This is a genomic window from Mycolicibacterium peregrinum (assembly GCF_001665625.1).
GTDB lineage: Bacteria > Actinomycetota > Actinomycetes > Mycobacteriales > Mycobacteriaceae > Mycobacterium > Mycobacterium peregrinum_B.
The window spans coordinates 15,660-38,053 of the sequence record NZ_LZSY01000030.1 but is presented as its reverse complement, the minus strand read 5'-3'; the positions used below and the strand labels follow the sequence as shown (position 1 = coordinate 38,053).

23 protein-coding genes are annotated in these 22,394 nt (G+C 66.4%); 15 read left to right on the top strand and 8 right to left on the bottom strand.

What is annotated here, in order from left to right:
• Positions 1–36: 36 nt before the first annotated feature.
• Positions 37–906 carry a CDP-diacylglycerol diphosphatase gene (locus A5779_RS04960; RefSeq protein ID WP_064879555.1) on the bottom strand — a complete coding sequence of 290 codons (870 nt, stop codon included), beginning with the start codon at positions 904–906 and terminating at the stop codon, positions 37–39.
• Between the two features lie 140 nt (positions 907–1,046).
• Here A5779_RS04960 and A5779_RS04955 point away from each other — a divergent pair, with 140 nt between their 5' ends.
• Positions 1,047–1,679: a cutinase family protein gene (locus A5779_RS04955; protein ID WP_064879553.1), complete on the top strand. Its 633-nt coding sequence runs from the start codon at positions 1,047–1,049 to the stop codon at positions 1,677–1,679.
• Between the two features lie 82 nt (positions 1,680–1,761).
• Here the strand turns inward: A5779_RS04955 and A5779_RS04950 are convergent, their stop codons facing one another.
• Entirely contained in the window at positions 1,762–2,358 is a 597-nt protein-coding gene (locus A5779_RS04950) for a hypothetical protein (protein ID WP_064879551.1), read from the bottom strand.
• A 193-nt stretch (positions 2,359–2,551) separates the two neighbouring features.
• A complete protein-coding gene (locus A5779_RS04945) occupies positions 2,552–3,349 on the bottom strand; it encodes an alpha/beta hydrolase (RefSeq protein WP_110776892.1) in 798 nt (265 codons plus the stop codon).
• A gap of 125 nt (positions 3,350–3,474) precedes the next feature.
• On the opposite strand from A5779_RS04945, the gene A5779_RS04940 reads away from it, so the two are divergent.
• The gene (locus tag A5779_RS04940; protein WP_064879547.1) at positions 3,475–3,933 is read left to right on the top strand and encodes a lipoprotein LpqH; all 459 of its coding nucleotides are present in this window, start codon (positions 3,475–3,477) and stop codon (positions 3,931–3,933) included.
• A gap of 83 nt (positions 3,934–4,016) precedes the next feature.
• A complete protein-coding gene (locus A5779_RS04935) occupies positions 4,017–5,435 on the top strand; it encodes a serine/threonine-protein kinase (protein ID WP_064879545.1) in 1,419 nt (472 codons plus the stop codon).
• On the opposite strand, the gene A5779_RS04930 is transcribed toward A5779_RS04935, so the two are convergent.
• Both A5779_RS04930 and A5779_RS04925 read right to left on the bottom strand, forming a co-directional pair.
• Positions 5,423–6,277, bottom strand: coding sequence for a serine hydrolase (locus A5779_RS04930; protein WP_064879543.1), 855 nt, complete (start codon positions 6,275–6,277; stop codon positions 5,423–5,425). The genes A5779_RS04935 and A5779_RS04930 overlap by 13 nt on opposite strands.
• Positions 6,274–7,407 (bottom strand): AfsR/SARP family transcriptional regulator, encoded by a 1,134-nt coding sequence (locus A5779_RS04925; protein ID WP_064879541.1) that lies wholly within the window; start codon positions 7,405–7,407, stop codon positions 6,274–6,276. The genes A5779_RS04930 and A5779_RS04925 overlap by 4 nt, the downstream gene beginning before the upstream one ends.
• A gap of 110 nt (positions 7,408–7,517) precedes the next feature.
• Here A5779_RS04925 and A5779_RS04920 point away from each other — a divergent pair, with 110 nt between their 5' ends.
• The 6 genes from A5779_RS04920 to A5779_RS04895 all read left to right on the top strand — a co-directional run bounded on the left by A5779_RS04920 (position 7,518) and on the right by A5779_RS04895 (position 14,824).
• Positions 7,518–9,446, top strand: coding sequence for a methyltransferase domain-containing protein (locus A5779_RS04920; protein ID WP_064879540.1), 1,929 nt, complete (start codon positions 7,518–7,520; stop codon positions 9,444–9,446).
• A complete protein-coding gene (locus A5779_RS04915; protein ID WP_064879539.1) occupies positions 9,443–10,231 on the top strand; it encodes a glutamate racemase in 789 nt (262 codons plus the stop codon). Before A5779_RS04920 ends, A5779_RS04915 begins: the two co-directional genes overlap by 4 nt.
• A gap of 35 nt (positions 10,232–10,266) precedes the next feature.
• On the top strand, positions 10,267–10,710 hold the full coding sequence (locus A5779_RS04910; RefSeq protein ID WP_064879569.1) for a DUF6636 domain-containing protein: 444 nt from the start codon (positions 10,267–10,269) through the stop codon (positions 10,708–10,710).
• A 344-nt stretch (positions 10,711–11,054) separates the two neighbouring features.
• On the top strand, positions 11,055–12,704 hold the full coding sequence (locus tag A5779_RS04905; protein ID WP_131811569.1) for an alpha/beta hydrolase: 1,650 nt from the start codon (positions 11,055–11,057) through the stop codon (positions 12,702–12,704).
• A 51-nt stretch (positions 12,705–12,755) separates the two neighbouring features.
• Positions 12,756–13,610, top strand: a complete 855-nt coding sequence (gene vph, locus A5779_RS04900; RefSeq protein ID WP_064879567.1) for a viomycin phosphotransferase — start codon at positions 12,756–12,758, stop codon at positions 13,608–13,610.
• Positions 13,611–13,681: 71 nt separating this feature from the next.
• A complete protein-coding gene (locus A5779_RS04895) occupies positions 13,682–14,824 on the top strand; it encodes a zinc-binding dehydrogenase (RefSeq protein WP_064879536.1) in 1,143 nt (380 codons plus the stop codon).
• Here the strand turns inward: A5779_RS04895 and A5779_RS04890 are convergent.
• The gene (locus tag A5779_RS04890) at positions 14,815–16,023 is read right to left on the bottom strand and encodes an alpha/beta hydrolase family protein (RefSeq protein ID WP_064879528.1); all 1,209 of its coding nucleotides are present in this window, start codon (positions 16,021–16,023) and stop codon (positions 14,815–14,817) included. The two genes, A5779_RS04895 and A5779_RS04890, sit on opposite strands and share 10 nt — an antisense overlap.
• A 93-nt stretch (positions 16,024–16,116) precedes the next feature.
• Here A5779_RS04890 and A5779_RS04885 point away from each other — a divergent pair, with 93 nt between their 5' ends.
• Positions 16,117–16,716: a TetR/AcrR family transcriptional regulator gene (locus A5779_RS04885; protein WP_064879526.1), complete on the top strand. Its 600-nt coding sequence runs from the start codon at positions 16,117–16,119 to the stop codon at positions 16,714–16,716.
• 76 nt (positions 16,717–16,792) lie between these two features.
• Positions 16,793–18,697 carry a potassium transporter Kup gene (locus A5779_RS04880; protein WP_207549026.1) on the top strand — a complete coding sequence of 635 codons (1,905 nt, stop codon included), beginning with the start codon at positions 16,793–16,795 and terminating at the stop codon, positions 18,695–18,697.
• A gap of 35 nt (positions 18,698–18,732) precedes the next feature.
• Here the strand turns inward: A5779_RS04880 and A5779_RS04875 are convergent, their stop codons facing one another.
• Positions 18,733–19,041 (bottom strand): GNAT family N-acetyltransferase, encoded by a 309-nt coding sequence (locus A5779_RS04875; RefSeq protein WP_064879521.1) that lies wholly within the window; start codon positions 19,039–19,041, stop codon positions 18,733–18,735.
• 101 nt (positions 19,042–19,142) lie between these two features.
• On the opposite strand from A5779_RS04875, the gene A5779_RS33425 reads away from it, so the two are divergent.
• Positions 19,143–19,757 carry an LGFP repeat-containing protein gene (locus A5779_RS33425; RefSeq protein WP_064879519.1) on the top strand — a complete coding sequence of 205 codons (615 nt, stop codon included), beginning with the start codon at positions 19,143–19,145 and terminating at the stop codon, positions 19,755–19,757.
• Between the two features lie 17 nt (positions 19,758–19,774).
• On the opposite strand, the gene A5779_RS04865 is transcribed toward A5779_RS33425, so the two are convergent.
• On the bottom strand, positions 19,775–20,614 hold the full coding sequence (locus A5779_RS04865) for a glycoside hydrolase family 16 protein (RefSeq protein ID WP_064879518.1): 840 nt from the start codon (positions 20,612–20,614) through the stop codon (positions 19,775–19,777).
• A gap of 130 nt (positions 20,615–20,744) precedes the next feature.
• Here A5779_RS04865 and A5779_RS04860 point away from each other — a divergent pair, with 130 nt between their 5' ends.
• From A5779_RS04860 to A5779_RS04850, 3 genes are all read left to right on the top strand, one after another.
• Positions 20,745–20,999 (top strand): hypothetical protein, encoded by a 255-nt coding sequence (locus tag A5779_RS04860; RefSeq protein ID WP_110776888.1) that lies wholly within the window; start codon positions 20,745–20,747, stop codon positions 20,997–20,999.
• 157 nt (positions 21,000–21,156) lie between these two features.
• A complete protein-coding gene (locus A5779_RS04855; protein WP_131811568.1) occupies positions 21,157–21,579 on the top strand; it encodes a hypothetical protein in 423 nt (140 codons plus the stop codon).
• A 73-nt stretch (positions 21,580–21,652) separates the two neighbouring features.
• On the top strand, positions 21,653–22,315 hold the full coding sequence (locus A5779_RS04850) for a YczE/YyaS/YitT family protein (RefSeq protein ID WP_064879514.1): 663 nt from the start codon (positions 21,653–21,655) through the stop codon (positions 22,313–22,315).
• The last annotated feature ends 79 nt before the right edge of the window (positions 22,316–22,394 follow it).

Genomic DNA, 22,394 nt, shown 5'->3' with positions numbered 1-22,394 from the left:
CCCGTGCTCGGGTGGCCGTTGGGTTCGCAGGCAGGCTCAGCCCTTGTCGAGCAACCGCTCGATGTTGTTGACGCCGGCCGGGGTGATGCCGGACTTCTCGTCACTGGCGAGCACGATGAACCCGGGGCCCTGGTGGTTCTTGGTGATCAACAGGGTCTCGTTGTTCATGCCCACGTCGGCGCCCGACTTCTTCAGCGGCGCGACGATCTGGCTGTTCAGTGCCGCGAAGAAGTTCTGGTCGATGTTGTCGGTGTTCCAGGTGCGGTAGCCGTGGGGGCTCTTCTCGATCGGGCCCGCCTGGGTGTGGCCCCGCACCCCGATCACCGAGGTCTTCCAGGCCTTCTCATCCTTGGTCACCTTGTGGTTCTTCACGGCCTGGTCGATGTCGGCGCGGGCGGTCGGGTCGAGCAGGGTCACGTGGATGTGCAGCTGATCCTGGCCGCGGTTGTCGGCGGAGTTGATGCCCAACGCCCAGTCCGGGGCCTGACCCTGATTGCCCGGCGGCAGAATGCTGACCTGCTCGAAGGCGTCCTTGAAGTAGTGGGGAGCGCCGGCTTCCGTCAGGTTGTCGCATTCGATGCCGGTCTCGCGTGCCGTCGGTATCACCAGCAGGTCGGTCAGCTGGGCGGGGTGGTGCCCTTGCCTGACCGCGTAGCCACGGGACTTGTCGCCACCGGGGAACACCACGTCGATCGCGCCGTCCTTGTGTGCCGGCGTGGCGTACCTGACGTCCTTCCAGAGGTCCACCTTGTCGTTCACGTTTCCGCATGGACCGAAGTCCGGGACCTTTGCACCGGCGGTCGGCGCGACGGCGAGTCCCATCACCGGCACGGCCGCCGCTGCGGCGATGAGTGCGACGCGGCGAACGAGGCCGATGCGGTTGGTGGTGTTGTTCGTGGTGGTCATGTGGTGTTCCCCTCGGTGGGTGTTGGTGTGTTGAGAACACCATCCCGTCTGCGCGGCGCCGAGTCTGTCCGCTGGTCAGACCATGAATCGCCGGAATCGTGGGTCCACCGATCGGGGGAACGGCCCTACGATCGGTGGGTATGACCAGCAAGCTCGCACCGATCCTGGCGTTCGCGGCATTCGCCGCAGCCGCTCCGGTCATCACGCCGACGTCGGCCCAAGCCGCACCGTGTCCCGATGTCGAGGTGGTGTTCGCCCGCGGCACCAACGAGCCCCCGGGCCTGGGCAGTGTCGGTGGTCCGTTCGTCGACGACCTGCGTGCGCGGGTGGCGCCGCGCACCGTCGACGGAACCGCGGTGGATTACCCGGCGACCAACGACTTCAACACCAGCACCCCGGCCGGTACTGACGCCGCGCGGTCCCTCATCGAGTCCGTCGCCGCCAGCTGTCCGAATACGAAGATGGTGCTCGGTGGCTACTCGCAGGGCGCGGCGGTCATCGAAAAGGCCACCAACGAGGCGTCTCCTCAGGTCGCCGACCATGTCGCGGCCACCGCACTGTTCGGTACACCGCTCACCAGCTTCTCGGGACTTCTGGCCGCCGGGCAGACGCTGCCGATGCTGGCACCGCAGTACACGGCCAACTCCATCGCCCAGTGCAACGAGGGCGATCCGATCTGCTGGGAAGGCGGCTGGGACATGGGTGCCCACGTGTCCTATGTGCAGTCCGGAAAGGTCGCGCAGGCAGCCGATTTCGCGGCCGGCAAGGTCTAGTCGAACCGCCCAACCTGAGCTTGTGTGCGAGATTGTGGCCGAAACTCGCACACAATTTCAGACTCGCGGGCTGATGCTCGGCTCAGTTGAGCCTGCGGACGTTCTGGGCGTTCACGGTGGAGCCATCCCACCGCAGATCGGCAGCCATCTTGATGGTGGGACAGCACTCGCCATCGTCGGGTCCGTTGGCCAGCCAGTTCACGTGCGCGACACCATCACTGATCGACAGGTCGGTCACAACCTCGCGGCTGTGCGTGAGGTCGCCCAGGTTCACCCCACCCAACAGCGTCGGCCCGGCCGTGTAGAGCTGCACGGTCTCTGGCCACGGCACCCCACCGGCGCTGCAGTCGGTCACCATGGCGGCATCGGTGTTGGCGCCGCCGGTGAGGTTGCCGAACGCGACCTTGTAGCTCCTGTCCGGCTCATCGTTTCTCTGGGCGATTCTCACCGAACCGGGATGCGAATCCTGAGGCGGTAGTTGCCCGTTCACCAGGTTGCCTGGGTCGTGCTGGCACAGCGCCGGCACCGGTGCGGACAGCAAGTCCTGCAGCGTGACCGAGCTGCCGGCGGCCGGGGCCGCGGGAGACGGGTCGGCGCAGCCTGTCACCGACGCGAACACGCCGGCCACCAGTACGCCGACCACACCCGTCAGCCTGATCATCGAGTTTCCGATCTTCATGTGTGCCACCTCAAAGCGTCTTCCAGGCCAGCGCACGCCGCATTTTGACGACCCAGTGCGCCAGGTAGTCCGGTGCCAGCCGATTGACGTCCCGGGCGTCGCTATCTTGCACGCTCATCCGTCAAGGGTCCTGCCGGGAACGAGAGATGCGTAGCGTAGTCGGCTACCTAATTTCGCCGGTCCTGTGTTCTGGTCAGGCCGGCATCGGGGTGCCGGCGGCTGAGATCAGCCAAGCGTCGATTCTGTCCGCGACCGCCTGCCAACCAGGCCCGAGCATCATGATGTGCCCCATACCGGGGAACAATTCCAGATCTGCCTGGTAGGTCCTGGCGACGGCAGATGCATCCCTGTCGATTCGCATACCATCGGCTCCTGCACCCAGGACGAGCATTGGCGCTGCGATCAGGTCAGCACCAGGAAGTTGGTTCACTGTTTCTCGGGCGGCGCGTTTGCTCTCGGAGCCCATGCGCGCCAAACAGGATGTGACGATGGACTCGGGTGTACCCGCAGAGAATACGAATTCCCGGGCCAAGTCCGGCGTCCCGAAAAGATCGGCTGGATTGCCGACGGTGTTGGTACGCAGAACCAGCCACGGATGCCGGAGGAGGACGCCGAGTGCCCATCGGCGTATTCCCCGCGGGGTGCCGGGTGCCATGAGCACCGCAGCTGGAGCAGCGTGCGTTGCAAGGTAATTCAGCACGACCCAGCACCCCAGGGAATGACCGATGACCACTGGCTTGCCACCGAGCGTGTCGGCAACGGCGTGTACGTCGTCGGCGTAATCGGCAATCGAACAGGAATTGAGAGGCTTGGACAGGGTGCTGGACCCGTGGCCGCGAAGGCTCAGCGCGACGGCGCGGTAGCCCCGGCCGGCGAAGTAGCCCAGGAAATGCTCGTCCCAGCACCATGCTGCGCTACTGCCACCGTGAACGAAGAGCAGCGGCACGGGATGCGTTTCGGTGGTTGATCCTCGGTCGATCACTTCGATCATGCGGCATCCCATTCGCCCAGGTAGCGCCATCGGCGGGGTCATTTTCTCAAGTGCGGTGTGCCATACCGGCTGAAATCGACAGATTCATCCGGCGCGCTCGCCCGTGCCCGGTCCATACTGCACAGATGCGTGTCCGCGCCGGTATCGCGGCGTCGACGGCTGCGATCGCACTGTTGACGGGATGTACGTCGGGGGTCGGTCTGTCCGACGTGAAGATCGTGATCGACGGTGATGCCCACACCCTGGCCGCGCAGGTCACCTGCACCCGGTTCCCCGACGGCAACCTGCTGATCTATGCCTCGCCGTCGGCGACGAACCACCGACAGAGTGTGCGGCTCATGCTGGCGACGACACACCGCCTGGTCGTCACGGCGGCGGGCTTCCATATTCCCGAGGGCAGTGGATTCACCAAGGACTCGCAGGAGATGACGGCCATCAAGGTCGACGACGTCTACACGGTCAGCGGACGGATGCCTGCCGAGGAAGGGCACGGGTGGCGCCAGGTCAAGATCGAGATAGCCTGCCCCGGGTACCAACAGCCGAAAGGCCGACCCGACACTGTGCCCGCGATCGGAAGCCCCTGACCAGAGATGGTCGGTAATCATCTGCATCGCGTGGCCTCACAGGCGATACTGCGTCTATAGCGAACGACCAGGGGAGATTGGAAGTGGATTCGCGCGTCGGTACGACGTTCGGCAAGTACTCGATCACGCGCCTGCTGGGTAGAGGCGGGATGGGGGAGGTGTACGAGGCCTTCGATGCGGACAAGAACCGGACCGTGGCCTTGAAGATCCTCGCCGATCAGTACTCCAACGACGCCATCTTCCGTACCCGGTTCCAGCGGGAATCGCATGCGGCGGCCGTCTTGCAGGAACCGCACGTCATCCCCATTCATGACTGGGGCGAGATCGACGGCAGCCTCTACATCGACATGCGGTTGGTGCAGGGTGCCACGCTGTCGGATCTGATCTCCGACGGTCCGCTGGAACCGGCGCGCGCGGTGGCCATCATCAACCAGATCGCGGCTGCCCTGGACGCGGCGCACGCGGCTGGGTTGATCCACCGCGACATCAAGCCGCAGAACATCATCGTCACGCCGGCCGATTTCGCCTACCTCGTCGACTTCGGTATCGCCGAGAGCGAGGGCGACAGCCGGCTGACCACCGAGGGATCCCGCATCGGCACCATGAATTACATGGCGCCCGAACGGTTCACGGGCCAGACGGTGACGCCGGCGGTCGATTCGTACTCGCTGGCGTGCGTGCTGTACGAGTCGTTGACCGGTCATCCGCCGTTCCCGGGCGACAACCTGGAAAATCTGCTCGCAGCGCACATTTCCGCACCGCCTCCGCGCCCGAGCATCACGAATCCCACGGTGCCCTCCACACTCGACGATGTGGTGGCCCGGGGCATGGCCAAGGACCCCGACGACCGGTACGGGTCCGCGGGCGCATTGGGCCGGGCGGCCCAACGTGCGCTGCAGGCCGGCTCGGCGCCGACGACCCTGCCGCACCAGGCGCCGACGCTCGCCGCCTCCACGGTCAGTCCACCGCCGGACCAATCGCCCGCCCATTCCGAGCCCCGCCGGCGTGGCTGGGTGCTGCCGACCGTCATCGCCGTGGCGGCCGCGCTGATCCTCGGCGGCCTCGGCGTCGTGATCGGCATGCTTGCCACCGACGTCGGCCAGCCCTCGGACACACCGCCTTCCGCGTCTGGCAAGGATCCGGGGCAGGACGGAGGTCCGCTGCCGCCGCTGGTTACCGGTCCCGATCAGAGCAGCCTGCACCAGACCTGCGACGACGGTTTCGCAGCCACCACCGCCAGCGGGTTCGGCAGCCGCGCCGGACGCGGAACACCGGAAACCTCATGCCTTTTCACCAACAGTGTGCTGACGTCGTACTGGGCCGAATACGGCAACGCGAGCCCGCTGCCGCGCGCGGTGTCGGCCCCCGGTGCCGTGGACTGCGGCAGGGTGCCCGGTGCACTGTGCGACGGCTCCAATTTCCTGATGCATTGCCAGCAGTCCTCGGGCGAGAACTGGATCACCTGCACGGGCGGCAAGAACGCCCGCGTCTACCTCTGGTGAGCCGGGCAGTCACCGGCGGGCAATGCGGCCAGCCGTTGTCGCAGCCAGTTGGCCATCGTGGTGAGTGCGGCGGTGCCGTCCTCGAATTTCCCCGAGTGCGGTAACGCGGCCAGCGCCACCGCCACTGTTCCGGTCGGGGTGGTCAGCACCCCGATCTGACGCACCAGGTAACCGCCCGTGGGTGACGGGCCCCAGCCGCCCTTGAACCGGCTGCCCCCGATCGTGCCGAGACCCCACCGCTGATCGGGCTCGACCCGGCCCATCAGGTCGAACACCGGAGCATTCGCCTTGTCGCACACGGCCACCGAGGTAAACCGTGCCTGGTCGGCCAGCGGCCAGTCGGTCTGTCCCGACGCGCTGAACTCGGGCCGCACGCGTTGCGATTGGACGATCGTCGGGTCACCGGCCTGCCGCAGAACCGCCTCCACCTTGCCGGCAGCTTCGGCCGGGGTGCCCAGGCTCTCCCAGATCGTCTCGGCGGCGGCATTGTCGGATTGGGTGATAGCTGCCGTCATCGCTTCGGTGATCTGTGGCGGCACCTGGGCGCGCAGCGCGGCGATGATCAACGGCACCTTGATCGTCGACCAGGCGGGGCCGCTCTGCCAGTCGCCCAACGACATTGGTTCCCGTCCGGGTCCGACGCCACTCAGCGCGATCCCCGCCGTGGCGTGCAGCGAGGTTTCCAGTTGGGCGAACTCGGCGGCCAGCGACGCGGTGGGGGCAGAGCTCCCCGTGTTCGGGCGCCGGGTGAGGTGGGTCCCGACGACGACCCCCGCGACAAGGGCAAGCGTCGCGAAGACGGCGATGAGAGCCCATAATCGGCCGCTGCGGATCGATGTCACGGTGCAGCGCTTCGAAGTTCGAAGGTGAACTCGCGGCCGCCGATGCGGATGTGGTCGCCGTCGCCGACGGTGGCGCTGGGATGGATGCGTTCCTGCCGCACCTGCACACCATTGGCCGACTGCAGGTCGGTGATGACGAAACTGCTTCCGGTGTCGATGATCACGGCATGGTGGCGGCTGATCTCGGCATCGTCGAGCACGATGTCGTTGTCGGGTAGCCGACCGATGCGGGTGACGTTCGGCTTCAACGGGTATCGGCGTCCGTCGGCATCGTGCAGCGCGGCGGCCGACGCACCACGGCCGACGGCGGTGCGTCCGGCGCTGACGGTGCGCGCAGCGGTGGCCATGGCGACCTGCCGGATGTCGAGGCGCTCCTGACGCAGGATCCGCGCATGCAGAGCGCTGAGCGTGGGCCCGGGGTCGATGCCGAGTTCCTCGGCCAGCACTGATTTGACGCGCCGATAGGCTTCCAGCGCATCGGACTGCCGCTCCGCCTGGTAATAGGCGGTGATCAGTTGAGCCCATACGGGTTCGCGGTACGGATGCCTGGCGACGAGGTCTTCGAGATCGGCGATGACGGTTGCGGCGCGTCCGCAGGCGATCTCGGCTTCGGCACGGCTGGTGTGCACCACCACGTGGTCCTCGGTCAGGGCCGCGGCGAAGGTGTCGGCGAATCGGAATCCGCGGAGATCCTCGAGGACGTCGCCACGCCATTGAGCCAGGGCTGCGGCCAGGTGCGTGCCGGCTGACTCGAACCGCCCTGCCGCAGCGGCGGTTATCCCCGCGGACTTCTCGGCGATGAACCGGTCCAGATCGCACCTGCCGACAGCTACGTTGAGCCGATAACCGGGAGCCGCTTTGACGAGCGTGGCATGCGTATCCCGGTCGGAGCCGCCGAGCAGCCGGCGCAAGTTGGAGACGTGCGTGTGGATGGTGGCGCGGGCCGCGGGCACCGGTTCGCCGTCCCAGACGGCGTCGATCAGCGATTCGGTGCTGATCGCCCGATTGCGGTTGATGAGCAGGAATGCCAACACCGCACGCTGTTTGGGCGTGCCCAGCGCAACACTCGCGTCGTCCACGGTGACCTGCAGCGGCCCCAGCAGGCCGAACCCGAGCACAGTGTCGCTCATCGCCTGCCTTCCCGGTGTTCGGCGCGGTCCGCATCCCATTGTGACGCGGGGCGGCGCTACCGCAAGGATCCGTTGAGAATCCTGCAAGGTGTCGGCGTCATCGTTCCGGCATGACCACGATTTCGCACCTCCCGGCTCGGTACGACGACACTGCCGGACTGGATTCGCTGCTCGACGACTTGGCCGGCGTCGCGGCCAGGGGCGAGGTCCCGGGGCCGGACCTGTTGGTCCGGGTCACCGGTGTGCGCACGGCGCTGGCCGCCATGGCGGCCCACCCGAACGACGGTGAGCCCTACTCCCGGACGATCTTGCGCGTCGATGACGGGGTCGAGATCATGCTGGCCCGGTGGCGACCCGGGCAGCGCTGCGCACCCCACGACCACGGCGGGGCAGGCGGTTTCGTCATCGTCCTGCAAGGCCGGTTCGAGGAGCGACGCTTCGACTGGGACGGTCCACGGTTTTCCGTCATCAGCAGCACCGAGCACCACACCGGCGAGGTCACGAGCATCACCAGCGAGGTGATCCACGATATGGCCGGCTTGGATGGGGGATTGACCCTGCATTTCTACAGTCCGCCCGCGACCAGCATGCGGGTGTTCGATCTGGATCGCTCCGAGAGGTTGGAGTTGGTCGGAAACTATGGAGCCTGGATTCCACGAGAGCCGCACCCACGCGTCCCGTTCGCCCAGATATCCCCCGAAACACTGGCTGCACCGGTGATCTGGGTGGCCCACACCACGCACTACCGGGGCGGATCGGCAGAGTTCGCGGTGGCCGCGGCGACCATGGCGCGTGAACTGGCCGCCGCCCATCCCGATGCCGAGATCATCATGTCGGGCCTCCATCACAAGGCCGACTTCACCGCGCAGCTCACCCGACTCACCGAGGCAGGCCGCGTCATCGACCAGTTGCACCTCATCAGCCATTCCGGAATGTACGGCCCGATGTTCGGATCGACCGACTGGCCCGAGCAGTTCTCACCGCACGAATGGCGTTCGATGACAATCCCGTTCACCGAAACGGGCCGCGCCTACTTTCATGCCTGCCGCACCGCGCGCTGGTTCGCGCCGTTCTTCGCCAACGTGTTCGGCGTACCCGCGTTCGGAAACCGCAACTACACCACGGTGTCGACGCGCAAGGACCGGTTCTCCTGGGCGGGACGCCGTCCCGTAACCCGCCCCGACCTCTACCTGATCGACGCGCCGGGACGGAAGTCGCACGGGCCACTGGGCGCCGCCCGCAAGTACCTCGGAGCCGCAGCACAGCCACCGGTGCTCAGCATGCCCGACCACGCCGGTTCCGTCGGCTCGTACGATCCGGTGGCCGAACTCTATGACCGTGCCTACGCCGACATCAGGGTGCGCGGCACCGAGTGGCGGTGGGTGTCGGAACGCGCCGCACACGCCCGGGCTGAACTCGGGCGGGGGCTACGGGTACTTGAAATCGGCTGCGGCACTGGTGCGTTGTTGCGTGCATTGGACGACGAGGACGTACTCGACTTCGGCATCGGCGTGGACATCTCCTCGGGCATGCTTGCCCAGGCGCGCAACCGTGGCCGGCATCGCTCCCGGCTGCGGTTCACCGCTGTCGACGGTCCGCAGCTCGACCTCCCCGACGATCACGTCGACGTGGTGACCTGCTTTCTGTCGTTCCGGTACCTGGATTGGGATCCGGTGATGGCCGAGATCCGCCGGGTACTGGCGCCCGGCGGACGGCTCTGGGTGGTCGACATGGTGGAGCACCCGATGCGGGTTCGCGAACTCCCGGTGCTGGCCCGGTCGGCGCTCGAGCATGTGCGCACCCGTCGGGCCCGACCGCAGTTCGCCGCCGATCTGACCGCGCTGACCAGCCATCCGGCATGGCGGGAGATGCTGCGGCACAATCCGATCCGCGCCGAACACGAGTACCGCTGGTACTTCGCCAGCCGGTTCCCCGGCACCCAGCTGCGGCTGCTGACCGCGACGCCGTCACAACGGGTGATGGCCTTCGACTCCGGACCCCTCGACAAGGGGCTCACGGCCCCGCTGACCTACCCATGACGCCGCCTGCGTGCCTCGGCATCGTCGACTGGGGCATCGGCGGCATCGGGCTGGTGCGTGAACTGGACCGGCATGTGCCCGTATTGCCGGTGCTGTACTGGTCGGACGCCGGAGTCACGCCCTACGGCCGGATGCGCAGCGCGGAGCTGACGGCCCGGCTCGGCGCCGTGGTCTCCGAGCTCGCTCGCCGCGGGGCCACCGAAGCAGTGCTGGCCTGTAACGCGGCGAGCACGGTGGCTCCGCGCCTGAGCCGGGCGCCGGTTCCGGTGGAGGGCATCATCGGTCACGGCCTGGCGTCGGTGCCCGACCACGTCCGAGGACCCGTCGGTGTCGTCGGTGGGCGCCGCACCATCGCCAGCGGCTGTTACCGGCGCGGGCTGGCCCGGCCTGGTCGCGAGGTGCTGTCCCGGGTGGCGCAACCGTTGTCGGCCCACATCGAGGCGGGCCGCAGCGGCTCACCGGGATTCGTCGCCGACCTGCGCCGGATCGTGGCCCCGCTGCAGCGAGCCCAGGCCGTGGTCTTGGCGTGCACCCACTACCCGGCCGCAAGCGACTGGTTCGCCGACGCCTTACCCCACGCCACGCTGATCGACCCGGTCGAACGGCTGGCCGCCGCCATCGCCGCGCGCCATCCCGCCGCACAGACTGGCCCAGTAGCCGCAAGGACCTATCTGACCAGCGGTGACGCCGAAGCCATGCGGCGAGGTGCGGCGCTCGCCTGGGGAGTGGAACTCGTCGCCGAACCGGCCGCCACCGCCGACGAACTCAGCACAAGATTCCATTGAGAATTCCGCAAGACGGTCCCCGCATGCTCAACACCATGAGCACACAACCGCGTCACCTCATCCCGTTCGTCACCGCGGCGGCCGCCCTCATCGCCCTTCCCGCCACCGCGAACGCCTGCCCGCCACCACCCAAGTTCGTCACCCCGTCGGGCAACATCTGGTGCCTGGTCCCGAACGGCTTCGACGGCAGCAACGGCGTCGTCTGCGAGATCCGGGACCACACCTACACCCCGCCGGCCAAGCCCGCAGACTGCCACCTGGACTGGGGCGACCGCGTCAGCCTGAAACCGGGCAGCACTCCCGAGGTGCACTGCCACGGCGACACGATCTTCGACACCGGAATGCCTACGCTGGCCTACGGTCAGACGCGCTCGGCCGGACCGATGAAGTGCGAGTCGCAACCCGCGGGTGTCACCTGCACCGACACCGGCACCGGACACTTTTTCCGGATGTCGCGTGATTCGCTCGAACTCGGCTAGGGCTCTCGAGGCGATCTCGCCGAATCCCGTCCGACGGAGCGCCGACCCCCGCTAGCGTGACAAAGGTCGAGTTCGATGTAACGGGGGGACTAATGACGCGTGTCGCAGCGTGGGTGGGTGCTGGAGTTTTCACAGCCGGACTATCGGCGGCCGTACTCGCCGGGGCAGGGACAGCACACGCCGACGACGACGGCGGGTCAAAGCGCGATGCGAAGCCGGCGGCCCCGCACAACGCGTCCAACCAGAAAACGCAGAAACCGAAACCACGCGCGGTGAAGCCGCGGCCGACAGCGGCGCTATCGACGGCGGCCACAGACACCCAGCGCACGACCAAACAGCGCAGGGTGGAAACTCAACGGCCCATCCGCCAGCTCGCCGATTCAGTCCAGACCAAGGTGCGCAACGAGATTCGGCAGGTCACCCGCGGCGAGCGGAACCCGGTGAGCGTCGTGGACGGCCCCGACGCTGAAGCGCCTTCGAGCGACGTCGAGGTGCGGGTCCGGCCGCCGATAAGCATCAGGTCCGCCATTGCCGCGCAACGTGAGCGCCTCCATCCGTCGGTGGAGGGTGCGGCACCGGCAACCCAACAACGCGATATCCAGGTCACGAGGACGCTGCGGGACGTCTTGAAGTCGGCCATCCCGGAACAGTCCAAAACCGAAGGCGTAGTCGACCTCGCCGCGGCCACCCCGGCCCACGGTGATCCCATCGAGGCGATCCACGATGTGATCCGCAGCCTCGGCGCCCTGACGCTCAATCCCGAACCGCAGAACTATCCCAAGCCGCTGTCGGTGATCACCGGTGTCGTGTTCGATACCGTCGCCGCGTTGGAACGAATCGTCGGTGGCGACCCGGTGGTCCCGCCGGGCCTGCGTGACTCGGTCGAGGTCAGCACCTCCACCCTGGTGATCTCCGAAGGCCATGAAGTCGAATCCAACTGGTATTTCCCCACATCCGCCAACGGTGAGCCACCAACCCGGTTGATCTACCTGCAGCACGGCTTCCTGGCCAACGGGCCGCTCTACAGCTACACCGCCTCCTATCTGGCCCAGTCGACCAACAGCATCGTCGTCACCACCACGTTCACGTCGAACCCCTTCGAGGCCGACGGCATGTGGCTCGGTGGAGACAATCTGCACGAGGCGGTCGCCCAGCTGTTCCTCGATCCTGACCGCACCGCCCTCAACGCCAGCATGGACACGGCGGAGCTGAAGGCCGGCCGGCCGGAGAATCTCGATGTGCCGACGCAGTTCGTCCTCGTCGGACACTCGTTGGGCGGCGGGTTCGCCCCTGGGGTCGCCGGGTACTACGCCGAGGGTTTGACCCGCCGGCGCGATCAGGGTCTGGATGCGCCCAACGACCTTGCCGGCGTGGTGATCTACGACGCGGTGCCGATGGGCTCGATCATTCCCGACGCCATGGAGCGGCTCGACGAGCTGGAGACGAACGGGACCGCTGACCCGAGTGACGACGACCCGAACGACTACATCCCGATCTATGAGATCGGTGCGCCGCTGAACTTCCTGAACGTGTTCAGCGACGTCAACGACCAGCTCACCGAAGCCAGACCCGGGCAGTTCACCGGCGTGGTGCTCGAAGGCGGCGTGCACATGGACCCGATGCAGGGCGGCAACCCGTTGATCCAGGCCACCGCGTACCTCATCGCCGGGTTCCCGCAGCCGCAGAACCCGCTGGCCGTGCGTGAGCTGTCCGCCGGGTGGATCAACGACATGTTCGACGAGAAGATCGATCCCACGACCGGGACGTGCCAGACCGACTGCGCCGGGCAGTACGGCGACGGCGACGACTCGTTCACCATCTCCACCGACAAGGGCGACGCCGTGGCGGTGCTGATCGGCACGCAGAAGGCCACTGATCTCACGTCATTGCGTGCCATCAGCGCCACTGACTTCATCTCCGCGATCCCCGCCGGTGTACTCAACGGCCTACAGACGACTTGTGATCTGTTCACCGGGGACAAATGTTCGGTGTAGCCGACCTTGCGTAGTCGTTCGTAGCGTTCGCCGGGTGGAACCATGGGGTTCATGAGCGTCGTTGCGGCACACCGAACTCTGCTGCGTCGTCTGTTGCCCGACGACCATCCCGACGACCTTTCGGTACGCCAAGGGCAATTCCACATTGTCGTCATCGGAGCGGATCGTGTCGTTTGTCTTCCTCGCACCCACGCTGCAGCTGACCGGCTGCCCGGGCGGGCGACCTCACTACGCACACTCGCCGCCCTCGGGCTCGGTTTCCGCACACCTGAACCGCTCCTCCAGAGCGGTGCGGATGAGACGCCATTCCTACTGCTCAGCAGAATTCCCGGGGAACCGCTTGAAAACGACGCGCTCGAAGATGACCGGGTGGTCGAAGCCGTGGCGGGGGAGTACGCCACGTTGCTGTCCGCTCTGGCCCGAGCAGGAACCAACGAGACAGTCCGAGCAGAGCTCCCTGAGGCCCCGGAAGGCCGATGGCGCGAATTCGCCGAGAGCGTACGCGCGGAGCTGTTCGGGCTCATGTCCGGCGACGGGCGCCTACGGGCTGAGCGAGAACTCGCAGCACTCGACGACCTTCCCCATCTCACCCAAGCAGTCGTACACGGTGACCTCGGTGCTGAGAATGTGTTGTGGGAGTGGCGGGATGGCGTGCCACACCTTTCTGGAGTCATCGACTGGGACGAGGTAACCCTCGGTGACCAGGCCGAGGACTTCGCAGCGATCAGCGCCGGCTACGGTCGCGAGTTTCTTGAGCGAGTACTCGCCCTACGCAGTTGGTCAAGCCGTGCGCTCGCCGATCGAATTGCCCCCATCCGCGAGACATTCGCTCTGCAACAAGCCCTCTACGCAATCCGCGACGGCGACGAGGAAGAACTTGTTGACGGTCTTGCCGGCTACCGCTGAGGTGAATTCCGCATCAACGTTCTGAACTGAAGCACGGGTGTAGTGCCTCGCGACGGACGTAGTGTTCAAGCATGACCGAAGCCCTGCCCAAGACTGCTCTGGAACTCCGGTCGCTGGTGACCGATAACGGCACGCTCGAGTTGTCGCTGCACGAGGTTGCGGTGCCCACTCCGGCGCAGGACGAAGTGGTGGTCCGGGTCGAAGCCTCGCCGATCAACCCGTCGGATCTGGGTCTGCTGATTCCCAGCGCCGCCGACATGTCGGCGGCCACGGTCGCGGGCACTGCGGACCGGCCTGTCGTCACCGCGCCACTGCGCGACGGGGCACTGGCCGGGATGGCGGCACGCGTCGGCATCTCGCTTCCGGTGGGTAACGAAGGCGCGGGCACGGTGGTGGCGGCGGGGGAGTCGGCGCAGGCGCAAGCGCTACTCGGCAAGACAGTCGGGATCGCCGGTGGCGCGATGTACGCGCAGTACCGGGTGGTCAAGGCCGAGGCATGCCTGGTTCTTCCTGAGGGGGCCAGCGCCAAAGACGGTGCGTCGTCCTTCGTCAACCCGCTGACGGCGCTGGGCATGCTGGAAACCATGCGCCGCGAAGGGCATTCGGCTCTGGTGCACACGGCCGCGGCGTCGAACCTCGGCCAGATGCTCGTCAAGGCGTGCCTGGCCGACGGGGTGCCGCTGGTCAACGTCGTCCGCAAGGCCGAACAGGAAGAGATCCTGCGCGGCCTCGGCGCGGTCCATGTCTGCAACTCGTCGTCGCCGTCGTTCGAGACGGATCTTGTCGAGGCGCTCAAGGCGACGTCGGCGACGCTGGCGTTCGACGCCACCGGCGGTGGCACGTTGGCGAGCCAGATCCTCAACGGCATGGAGCGGGCCGCCAACGCGACTGCCGCGCAGTACTCCCGCTACGGGTCGAGCGTTCACAAGCAGGTGTACATCTACGGCAGCCTCGACACCGGCCCCACCGTGCTGACCCGAAACTTCGGGATGGCCTGGGGCGTCGGGGGTTGGCTGCTCACTCCGTTCCTCGCCGGCGCCGGCCCGGAGACCATCGCCCGGCTGCGCGCCCGTGTCGCCGCGGAACTGACCACGACGTTCGCGAGCGCGTACACCCAAGAGGTCTCACTGGCCGGAATGCTCAAACCCGAGGCGTTCAACAGCTACCTGCAGAAGGCCACCGGCGAGAAATACTTGGTGACCCCTCAAGCCTGAGCGCCCAACTGTTCGTCGAGCCAGTCGAACATGACCTGGTTCGCTCGCGATGCGGCACCCATATGGCAGTGCTCACCCGCACCGTCGGCCTCGTAGAGCGTCACCAGGGTGGTCTTCGCGTTGAGCATCGCCTCGGCCGCCCGCGCCGGCTCACCCTTGAAGAACTGGTCGTTCTCGGCGTCGAGCACCAGGACCGGGGAGGTGATGCGGTCGGCCACCTCGGCGATCGTGTAGGCCTTGAAGGCCCGGGCCAGCTCGGCCGGTGAGTCGATTCCCAAGGACCACAGCCCGTTTCGCACCGCCCAGCGGGTCTGGGTGTTGACGGCCATCAGCAGTCCGAGCACCGCCTCGGCGGCTTCGTCATTGCCCTCATCGACCCACTTGGACAGGAACGGCGGCATCATGTTGGTCAAGGCCGAGTGGAAGTCGTAGACACCGTCGTTGAGGATGACGGCGGCGAGCCTGTTCTCGAAGGCCGCTGCGCGGGCCACCAGATAACCGCCGAGGCTGTAGCCGAAGACACCGATCGCCTCCGGCGCGATCTCAGGCCGAGTGAGGGCGAAGTCGACCACCGGGGTCAGCACGGCCTCCCAGTCGGACCGGAACGTCAGGCCCTGCTCACGCAATGTGGCGCCCTGACCGGGTCCGTCGAACGCCAGCACGTTGTACCCGCGCACCAGGGCCCCGGCCGCGAGTGCGACGTAGGACTCTTCGAGGGTGGAGTCGTACCCACCATTGAAGATGACAGTGGGGCGGGGGATTCCGGAGTCGTCGACGCGGTAGAGGTACCCGGGCAGCGTGGTGTCCTGGTACGGGATGGCGACGCGTTCGAAACCGAAGCCGAACAATGACATTGACTCCAGGAACGTCTCGCGCGAGCGGTCGAACAGTTCCTTGGCCTCGGAATCATGGGAGGGATTCTCGCGGAGGTAGAACTCGGCGGTGCGGTAGTAGTTCGACGCCCGCAGCAGCGCCTCACGCGCGCTGACCGTATGCCCCGCGGCCAGCGATTGGCGGCCGAGGGCCTCGACCCGCTGCGCGGTCGCCTTCCATTCACGATGCCAGGCGGCCTCGTCACCCTCGGGGATGGCTCGGGCGGTCACCAGGATCTCGCCCAGATCCGCGCCGCCGGCATTGGCGTACCCGGCTGCGCGAAGCGTTTCGAACGAGAACGATTCGTCGTCGAACAGGAACTTCATGGCTTCTCCTTAACGAAACGGAACTGCATCGTCTCGATTAGGCTAGATCGTGATTAAACGGAACGCAACCGTTCCGTCTCGTAGAATCGGCTCGTGGCCACAGCAGCGCGCCGGACCTCCGGCGGTCCCGTCCTTCTCGACGATGTGACCGCCGCGATCGAGTCCGCGTTCTTCGAGGAACTGGCCGCCGTCGGCTACGGCCGGCTGTCCGTCGACGCCGTCGCCAAGCGGGCCGGAGTCGGCAAGGCCGCCATCTACCGCCGCTGGAAATCGAAGCAGGACCTGGCCGTCGACCTGGTGACCAAGGTGGCCGTTGCAGCGATCGATGTCCCCGACACCGGCACCCTTCGAGGCGACATCCGGGCCTACCTGCGGAACGGACGCGAGGCGCTCACCCATCGGCTGGCCCGCACCATCATCCCGGACCTGCTCGCCGAGGCCGCCCGCGATCCCGACTATTCAGCCACGATCGCCGGCCAGATCCGAGAACCCCGGCGTCTCAAGGCCGCTCAGCTTTTTGAGCGAGGCCGGCAGCGCGGCGAGATCGCCGACGACGCCGACATCGATGTTGCGCTCGACATGATCGGGGGAGCCCTGTACTGGCGCCAGTCGGTCATGCAGGTCGACGCCGACGACGACTACCTGGACCGGTTGACCGAAGCCATCATGACTCTGGTCGGTACCGATACCTGAGCGCGGTCCCAGGGTCTGGATGCAGAATCAGCGAAGCATCTGAGTTCATCCAACTCTGACAGGACGGTCGACCTTCGTGCCCACCACCGCTCACCCTTTGCGGCCGGCGATCGTCGTCGGTGCGCTGGGCGTCGTGTTCGGCGACATCGGCACCAGCCCGATCTACACCATTCAGACGGTGTTCAATCCGACGGATCCACACCCGGTACCGCTGGACGACGCCAACGTCTACGGCGTCGTGTCGCTGGTCTTCTGGTCGGTGATGCTGATCGTCACCCTGACCTACGTGACCCTCGTGATGCGCGCCGACAACCACGGTGAGGGCGGCATCATGGCGCTGATCACGCTGCTACGCCGCGGCACCGGGACTCGAGGTCGGCGCACCACATGGTTTCTGGCGGCGCTCGGATTGTTCGGGGCCGCACTGTTCTTCGGTGACTCGATGATCACCCCCGCGATATCGGTCTTGTCGGCGGTGGAGGGGCTCAAGGTCATCGAACCGGGCCTCGAAGCGTGGGTGGTGCCGATCACCGCGGTGATCATCGTCGGGCTCTTTCTCGTTCAACGGCAGGGCACCGCGGTCGTCGGTCGATTCTTCAGGCCGGTGATGATCGCCTGGTTCACCGCGATCGGAGCCTGTGGGGTCGCCGGTATTGTCGCCAACCCCGGAATCCTGGCTGCGCTGTCCCCTTGGTACGCAATCACGTTCCTGTCCGGGCATTTTCACATCGCATTCTTCGCGCTCGCTGCGATCGTGCTGTCGGTGACCGGTGCGGAAGCGCTCTATGCCGACATGGGCCACTTCGGGCGACGTGCCATCACCGTCGGCTGGCTGGGTCTGGTGCTACCGGCCTGCGCGCTGAGCTACTTCGGGCAGGGCGCCTTGATCCTGGCCGACGAGACCAAGTCCAGCGCACCGTTTTTCCTCCTCACACCGCAATGGGCGCAGATCCCGATGGTGGTGTTGGCGACGGCGGCGACCGTCATCGCGTCGCAGGCGGTCATCACCGGGGCGTTCTCGGTGGTCTCGCAGGCGGTGCAGCTCGGGTATCTGCCGCGGCTGCGCATCGCGCACACCTCGGCGTCGACGATCGGCCAGATCTATGTGCCGTGGATCAACTGGATGCTGATGGTGGCGGTGTTGACCCTCGTCTTCGCGTTCGAATCGTCTGCGGCCCTGGCCTTTGCATTCGGCATGGCGGTGAGTGGCACCATCACCATCACCACGTTGCTCTTCCTGTATCTGGCCCGGCAGCAGTGGCGATGGCCGTTGTGGGTGCTGGTACTTGGTGGCGGCGCCTTGCTGGTGGTCGATCTGCTGTTCTTCGCCGCCAACCTCACAAAGTTGGTCCACGGCGCCTGGCTGCCGCTCGTCATCGCGGTCGTCGCCTTCACCGTCATGACCACCTGGCAGCGCGGTAGGGCATTGGTGACCGCCTCACGCCTCGAAATCGAAGGACCACTGCGCCCGTTCGTCGACGAGATCGCCCACCAACAGCCACCTTTGACCCGCATGCCCGGGACGGCGGTGTTCCTCAACCGCGGTGAGGACACGGTGCCGCTGGCCATGCGCGCGAACGTCGACCACAACCACGTCGTGCACGACCACGTCCTGATCGCCTCTGTGGAGACCGAACCCGTTCCGCGCGTGCCGGACGAGAACCGCGTTTCAGTCGATGATCTCGGCTACCGCGACGACGGCATTCTGCACGTCACGATCCACGCCGGTTACATGGAACGGCCGGATGTTCCCGCCGCACTGAAACTGGTGCCCGCATCGGAAACCGAGGGCGGCGTCGACCTCGACAACGCCTCGTACTTCCTGTCGCATCTCGAACTGGTCGCGGGCCCCGACCGCAACATGGCGCCTTGGCGCAAAAGGATTTTCATCGCCACCGCGCTTCTGACGGCTGATGCCGCAGGCTATTTCAACCTGCCTGCGGACCGCACCGTGATCATCGGTTCACGGATGGAGGTCTAGCCGGCCTCGGCGTTGATCCCGCCGAGGGCGGACTCTCACCGGTCGGTGATGTCGGCGTACTCCGAATGCTTGTCGATGAACTCGGCCACCATCCAGCAGGTGGGCACGATGCGCAGCCCCGCGGCACGCGTCGAACGTAAGGCTTCGGCGATGAGGATCGTCGCCAGTCCGCGGCCGCGGTACTGCGGGTCGACCTCGGTGTGCGGAAAGATTCGCTGCCCGTCACGGTCGTGGAAATCGGCGAGCCCGACCGTCCTGCCATCGACGTCGATGGTGAAGCGGTCAGCGTGTTCGGTCACGCTGGTCACAGCACCCATGCGGTCGAGTTGGGTCCCCGAGCTCATCTGCCCTCCGTTCGCCGTTACCTCACGATAGCCGCGGTGGCGTTGCCTTTGGATCTCGGCATTTGCTGAAAGCGCGGTATCGCCGGTGTTACGTTCGGGACATGAATCCAAAGCTGATCAAACGCACAGGTGCGCTAGCTGCAGCTTTCGCCATCACCGGCGCGACGGCCATTGCGTGCTCGCAGGAAGCAAAAGACCAGACCAAGGACGCCTTGTCCAGCGCGACGAGTGCCGCGTCGTCGGCCGTCGATGCCGGCACGAGCAAGGCCAAGGAGGGCGCCAGCTCCGCTTCGAGCGCGGTCTCGTCGGCTGTCGAAGGCGCACCCAGCACCGTGAATGCGCCCGGTGTCGGCGAGGTGGTACTCGACGCTCCCATCGCCGAGGAGTACTCCGATGCCGGCGGCGAAGCCAAGCTGGGGCTACCGACAGCGCAACCGGAGAAGGTGGGCGATGGCACCGTGCAGGCATTCGCCAATGGCACCATCTTCTCGTCACCGTCGACCGGCGCGCACGTGGTGCAGGGCGAGATTCTGCGGGTCTACACCGCAAACGGTGGTCCGGCGGGCAAGCTGGGCTTCCCCACCGGCGACGAGGACGAGACCGGCGGTGGACCGGATGTCGCCAACGGCGGTTGGATCACCGAATTTCAGCACGGCACCATCAGCTGGCTGAACAAGGGTGACGGCACGTTCGCGGAGACCATCACGCCCAAGTAGCGGTTGCGCTACCGCGGCTACCAGACGCGGACGTAGTCCACGAGCATGTCGGCCGGGTAGGTGCCGCCGCTGGGGTCTTCTCCGCCCGAACCTGCCACCGCAAGGTTCAAGACGACGAACATCGTGTAACCGGGCTGGCTGAACGGCCAGTCCGGCAGCTGGCTCGCCGAGACCTCGAAGTAGGGCTTCGCGCCTTCGGTGTAGTCCTGCCAGAACCGGGCGCCGTTCGCGTCCCACTGGGTGCGCCACGTGTGCCAGCCGGTGTCGACAGCGATGTTGTGGGTCTCCCACTCGCCGCCGTTCGACTTGGCATGGACGGTGGTGGCCGACGGCCACTTGCCGTTGCCGTACCACTCGACGATGTCGAGTTCACCCTCGCCCAGGGTGCCCAGCCAGAAGGCCGGCCAGGCTCCCGCGGTCAGGCAGTTGAACTTGATCCGGGCTTCCCACGTATGCCCGGCGCCGCCCTCCCACACGCTCGCCAGCTTGGCGCCGTAGTAGGTGTCGCCTTCCTTCGTGGCGCGGATGACGAGATTCCCTTTGCCGTCGAGGAAGGCGTTCTTGCGGTCATCGCGGTATTGCCCGATACGGCCGGGCACCTCCCAGTAGGTGGGGTCCTTGATGGTCTCCCGGGCCTTCGCGATGGTCCACTTCGACGTATTCGGCGACGAGCCGGCAGCCCCGTCGAACTCGTCCGCGAACACGTAGTTCACCGTGGCCTGTGGCGCCGACGGCGCGGGAACAGGCGGTGTCAGGGGCTTGGTCGGGAGGGCCTGGGCTTGCGGGGCGGGTATTGCCGCTGCCATCACGCCCAGACCTGACAACATCATCATTTTTCGGCGATCCAAGTTGGCCATGGTGGACCACCCTAGCCGTGCTGCGTGCATGAGTGCGGAATCAAGGGTTTTGCCGGGGGAAGTTCACTTCAGAAGATTTCCATAGGAAACGCTTCATCCCTGCTCAGTCAGCGCGGGCACAATGGGTTGCATGACACTGATCGATTCTTTGCGCCGGGCCACACGGGGGCGCAGTGCGCTGACCGCCGGGCTGGTACTCGCCGGAGCGTTCGTCGCGCTCCTGCTCAGTGTCGCCACCAGCGGAGAGTGGGCCACGGTGCTGGCCTCACTGGCCGGCTTCGCGACGGCCATCACGGTGATCGCGGCCGTGGCGACGAGTTGGGAACACGTCGTCGTCAACGCCCGCAGCGCCGGGTTGGTCGAATCCGAGGTCGAATCCCGGTAACCCGCGGCTGGTTTGCCAGCTAAGGCGATCGCTGCTCAACCGCGCCGGCTCGAGTCGCCGCACTGCCAATTCTGCTGTGCCCAAGGCACGTTCGTGTGAGATGCTCTCCGCGTCAATTTTGGGCACCGGGTCGGGGCGACTTCAGGGGAGTGCGATCGTGAGACTTGTCATGGGCTTTATTCCGGCGATGGTTCTTGCCGGAACCGCTGTCGGTCTCGCGAGCCCGGCTTTCGCCGAGGAACTCAACGGCACCTATCGCTATGACCACGATGGCCCGTCGACGTGGAGCACCTGGACCGTGACGTCGTGTGGCCAGGGTTGCGCCGACGTGGCGGCCACCGGCGGCGCGACCTGGGCGCCATACGGCGGGCAGGCCCACCTGGACGGCGGACGCTGGACGATGGTGAGCCCCTGGACCGACGCGGGGACCTGCGAGGGCACCCCGCTGACCGCCTCACGCACGCTTTCCTGGGACGACGAGACACTCACCGGCACCGGCTACGCCACCTGGGAGGCCAGCGATTGCGGCCCGGCCGAGCGCAGCGAGCGGTTCTCGTTCACGCTGACCAAGCAGTCGTAGAACGGACTCCGACGCGTCGACCGTGAATGACCACCTCGCTCTGCGATAGTCGTGGATTGTGGGTGGTCAGAAAATGCACTACTGGCGACGGTCGTTCTGGGCACTCGTAGGTGTTGCGGTCCTGGGTTTCGGGTCGGCCGTGTTGCGCGTCGCCCAGGTCGGTGTGGATCCCTACACCGCGGCCAACATCGGCATCAGCAACACGATCGGTCTCGACCTCGGCACGTACCAGCTCATGAGCAACGCCGTGCTGCTGATCCCGGTCTTCTTCTTCGGCCGCATGTACATCGGGATCGGCTCGATCATCAACATGGTCATGACCGGGTACTTCATTCAGTGGTTCTCGGCCCTGTTGAGCCCACTGGTTCCCGCCGATCCCGGACGCGTGCTGCAGACCGGGATGTTCCTCGTCGGCATCACGCTGTTCGCCGCCGGTGCATCGATGTACATGACCGCGGCGCTGGGCAACGCCCCGTACGACGCGATCGCCCCGATCATCGTCGACCACACCCGACTGCCGTACCGGGTGGTGCGGGTGGCCCAGGACCTCGCGTTCGTCGGATTGGCCTTGGCGTTCCACGGCCAGGTTGGCATCGGGACCGTGATGACCGCGTTCTTCGCGGGTCCGCTGATCGACTTCTTCACCGAGAAGGTCAACAAGCCGCTGATGAAGAAGGACCTGGCAGCGCTCGAGGCATTCCAGCAGCGCGTGAAGACCACCCGCTGGCATTTCTGACGGCGACCGCGTTTGTCCTGCCCCGTCAAAATCTTTGACGGATCCGCGCCGGACCTGCCGTGCAGACAGGCGCGCTCCG